This is a genomic window from Flavobacterium sp. (assembly GCF_029242675.1).
Taxonomy (GTDB): domain Bacteria; phylum Bacteroidota; class Bacteroidia; order Flavobacteriales; family Flavobacteriaceae; genus Flavobacterium.
Genome location: NZ_JAQWTM010000029.1, coordinates 1 through 3,452, shown reverse-complemented (window position 1 = coordinate 3,452; position 3,452 = coordinate 1). Strand labels below are relative to the sequence as shown.

The 3,452-nt window shown below is 35.7% G+C and carries 4 protein-coding genes; 3 read left to right on the top strand and 1 reads right to left on the bottom strand.

Going from position 1 to position 3,452, the window contains the following annotated elements; genetic code table 11:
* Positions 1–169: 169 nt before the first annotated feature.
* The 3 genes from P8M54_RS00990 (at position 170) to P8M54_RS00980 (ending at position 2,210) form a co-directional block, all read left to right on the top strand.
* Positions 170–766, top strand: a complete 597-nt coding sequence (locus tag P8M54_RS00990) for a Crp/Fnr family transcriptional regulator (RefSeq protein ID WP_300283956.1) — start codon at positions 170–172, stop codon at positions 764–766.
* An 86-nt stretch (positions 767–852) separates the two neighbouring features.
* A complete protein-coding gene (locus P8M54_RS00985; RefSeq protein WP_300283954.1) occupies positions 853–1,743 on the top strand; it encodes an MBL fold metallo-hydrolase in 891 nt (296 codons plus the stop codon).
* Positions 1,744–1,808: 65 nt separating this feature from the next.
* A complete protein-coding gene (locus tag P8M54_RS00980) occupies positions 1,809–2,210 on the top strand; it encodes a nuclear transport factor 2 family protein (protein WP_300283952.1) in 402 nt (133 codons plus the stop codon).
* A gap of 206 nt (positions 2,211–2,416) precedes the next feature.
* Here P8M54_RS00980 and P8M54_RS00975 read toward each other — a convergent pair.
* A partial coding sequence (locus tag P8M54_RS00975) for an IS91 family transposase (RefSeq protein ID WP_300283951.1) occupies positions 2,417–3,452 on the bottom strand: 1,036 nt, incomplete at its 5' end.

The window sequence follows — 3,452 nt, the reverse complement described above, 5'->3', positions numbered from 1 at the left end:
AACATACGTGTCGCTACATACCATAACACACGTTTGTGGTTATTGCGGAATTTAGTGGAATTATCGTTTTTTATTAGTATTTTCGTTACACCGAAAATACTCGTCTTCGATGTCCGCAACATCCACAAGCGCGGGGACGTTAGTGGCAATTTTACCACAACCCTACAAAATGACAGAAATATTAAAACAGAACATATTAAAACAGAACATATTAAAACACATCTCACTTTCCGAAATAGAAATGATGGGCTTTTGTGGTTTGTTCCAAAATAAATCTATCAAGAAAAAAGAGTTTTTATTAAGAGAAGGTGAAATTTGCAAATTTGAAGGTTTTGTGACAAAAGGTCTTTTCCGCGTATACCATATTGATAATAATGGCTTTGAGCAAGTACTATATTTCGCTACAGAAAATTGGTGGATTACAGATATGGATAGTTTTACTAACGAAAAACCATCAAATCTATACATCGAAGCATTAGAAGATAGCGAAGTACTATTAATTTCAAAAAAAGACAAAGAATTTGCATATGAAAATTTACCCAAAATAGAAAAACTATTTAGGGTAATGACCCAAAAAACGCACATTGCTTTACAACGCCGAATAATAGATAATTTGAGTAAAACTGCCGACCAACGTTATATCGACTTTATCGAAAAACATCCGCAACTTTTCCAACGCTTGACTAATCTTCATATAGCGGCTTACCTTGGTATCAGCCATGAATTTTTGAGTAAAATCAGAAAAAAAAAATCCATTAAAAAATAGGTTAAAATTCATTTATTGAACTTGTTCAATGTTTTTGAATATTGAATGATTGCACCTTTGCATCATTAATAGTAAAACTTTCAAATATGAAAAACAGTATTTCAAAAGTATTTTTAACAACTTTAATTTTATTCAATATGGAATCACAAGCACAAAGTTTCAAAACAATTGAAACCAAAGATTTAAAACTTCAAGTTTACAACGCATCAGAAAACAGTTTTGGTGTAGCATCGGTAATTGTATCCGGGAAAACGGATGCCGTTTTAATCGACGCACAATTTACTTTGGCAGATGCCGAAAAAGTAGCTGCAGAAATCAAAGCAAGTGGCAAAAAATTAACCGCTATTTATATTTCTCATGCTGATCCTGATTACTATTTTGGAGTGGAAATATTCAAAAAATATTTTCCCGATGTAGTTGCTTATGCTTCACCAGCTTCAGTAGAAGCTATCAAGGCTACAGCTCAAAAAAAATTAGACGTTTGGGGAGAACGATTAGGTAAAGCGATTACTTCTAATGTTGTTTTGCCTCAAGTTTTAAAAGGAAACAGCATCGAATTGGAAGGTCAGAAATTAGAAATTATTGGTTTGGAAGAATTTCCGAACAAAACTTTTGTCTGGATTCCTTCAATCAAAGCAGTTGTTGGCGGTATTAATGTGTTCGGGACTACTTTTCATCTTTGGATGGCTGATGCACAAACCCCAGAAGCTCGCAAAAGTTGGATTACGGTTTTAGACAAAATTACTGCTTTGAAACCTGAAATAGTAATTCCTGCTCACGCAAATAGTGCAAGTCCATTCGATATTTCGGCTGTAAAACATACTAAAAGTTATATCCAATTCTACGAAGAAGCTTTGAAAACTAATAAAACTTCGGAAGCTTTAATGGCAAATTTGAAAGCAAAATATCCAACACTTACTTTTGAAACTGCCTTGATGATAGGTGCAAAAGTAAACACTGGAGAAATGAAATGGTAAAATCAATTATTTACAGCTTGGCGATGCTTCTTGCATTGTCAAGCTGTTCTTTAAATAAAACAGCAATGACAAATCTTGAAATTATAAAAAGCACTTACGAAGGGAAAACATCCGAAGAAAATGGCAAAAATTTGGATAAATATGCAGCCGAAGATATTTCTTGGACAGAAGCCAAAGGTTTTCCATATGCCGGAACTTATATTGGTTTAGAAAACATTACCAAAAATGTTTTTAGTAGATTGGGAAGTGAATGGATTGATTATAAATTTACTCCAGAAGATTATGTAGCCAGTGATGATAAAGTAGTAGCGTACGGAACATATACAGGCACTTATAAAATTACAGGCAAACCATTTACAGCCAGAGTGGCTCACGCTTGGAAATTAAAAAACAGCAAAATTGTAAGTTTTGAGCAATTTGTAGATAGTCAACCTGTAAATAATGCCATAAATAAAAACAGCCACTAACAGCTAGAGTTTCGTTGCGTGCGTAGCACGAACAATGAAACTCGGGTTGAACGGAACCGCTCAACATCCATCCCTATGGTTTTTTCGTTAAAAGAGTATGAAGAATTTTAAGAGGCTTTAACGCCTCTTTCTTTTTGCTGTAGTTATTAATATGGTTTATTGGTGTTTTCCTTCACTTTTAAACATACCTTCTCTTACTCGTAAAACTAGCCTTTACGAGGAGGTGAATTGTGGCTACTGCCAAGATACCAAGCAGGCGGACCGCGCTGATCAAAAATGGCTATTCGATGTAAATTCCCGATTTTACAACAGGGACATTTGGGTAAAAAAGGTTTCTTTTCTACTTTATTTAGTACTTTTACCTTTAGTTTTTCTTGTAAAAGCTTTAGTTTTTGGTGTTTCCATGTACTGCTTAAAAAACCATAATGTCGAATTTTCACAAACCGCTTTGGCAGGATGTGCAAGGAAAAACGCCTGATAAACTCGGCATGCGTGAGCGTCATTTGCTTCTTTGTCCCTGCCATTCGATAATCTTTGTAATCAAAAGTCACATTTTGACTATCTATACTTTTTATCCGATGGTTGCTGATTGCTATTTTATGTGTGTAACGCCCTAAATATTCTACCACAGACTTGGAACTCCCAAAGGGTTTCTTGGCAAAAACAACCCATGGTTTCTTCCATAAGTCCTGCCGAATTTGTTCATATTGAACTGGCTCTTTTTCTTTGAGTTTTTCGCAAAACTTCGCTCTAAAAACCTTCGACAAAGCTTTGACTGGAAACAAGAATTTACCATCACTTCTTATGTTTTTCCATTGACCATCTTTGTCCACTCCACCGCCTGGTACAATGCAATGCAGGTGTGGATGTAAGCTCAACTGCTGTCCCCAAGTATGCAAGACAGCAATCATTCCCATTTGGATTTCTTTGGTTTTACCAAATTGCTTTAGCGTTTCCCAACTGGCTTCAAACAAAATATCATACACTATTTTTGGCTGATGGATGGCCAATGAATTGATACGATCGGGCAAGGTAAAAACCACGTGGAAGTACGGCACAGGTAAGAGTTCGGTCATCCTAGCTTGTATCCAATCCTCTTTTTTGTTGCCTTGACACTTGGGACAATGCCGATTGCGACAGGAATTGTAACTGATGGATATTTTTCCGCAACTATCACAAGCATCAATATGACCGCCTAACTCTGCCGTTCTACATCTTTTTATAGCTGATAACGTGCGTAAT

Coding starts and splice junctions, on each gene's coding strand:
- P8M54_RS00990 (WP_300283956.1), top strand. CDS start 170: ATGACAGAAATATTAAAACAGAACATATTAAAACAGAACATATTAAAA.
- P8M54_RS00985 (WP_300283954.1), top strand. CDS start 853: ATGAAAAACAGTATTTCAAAAGTATTTTTAACAACTTTAATTTTATTC.
- P8M54_RS00980 (WP_300283952.1), top strand. CDS start 1,809: ATGACAAATCTTGAAATTATAAAAAGCACTTACGAAGGGAAAACATCC.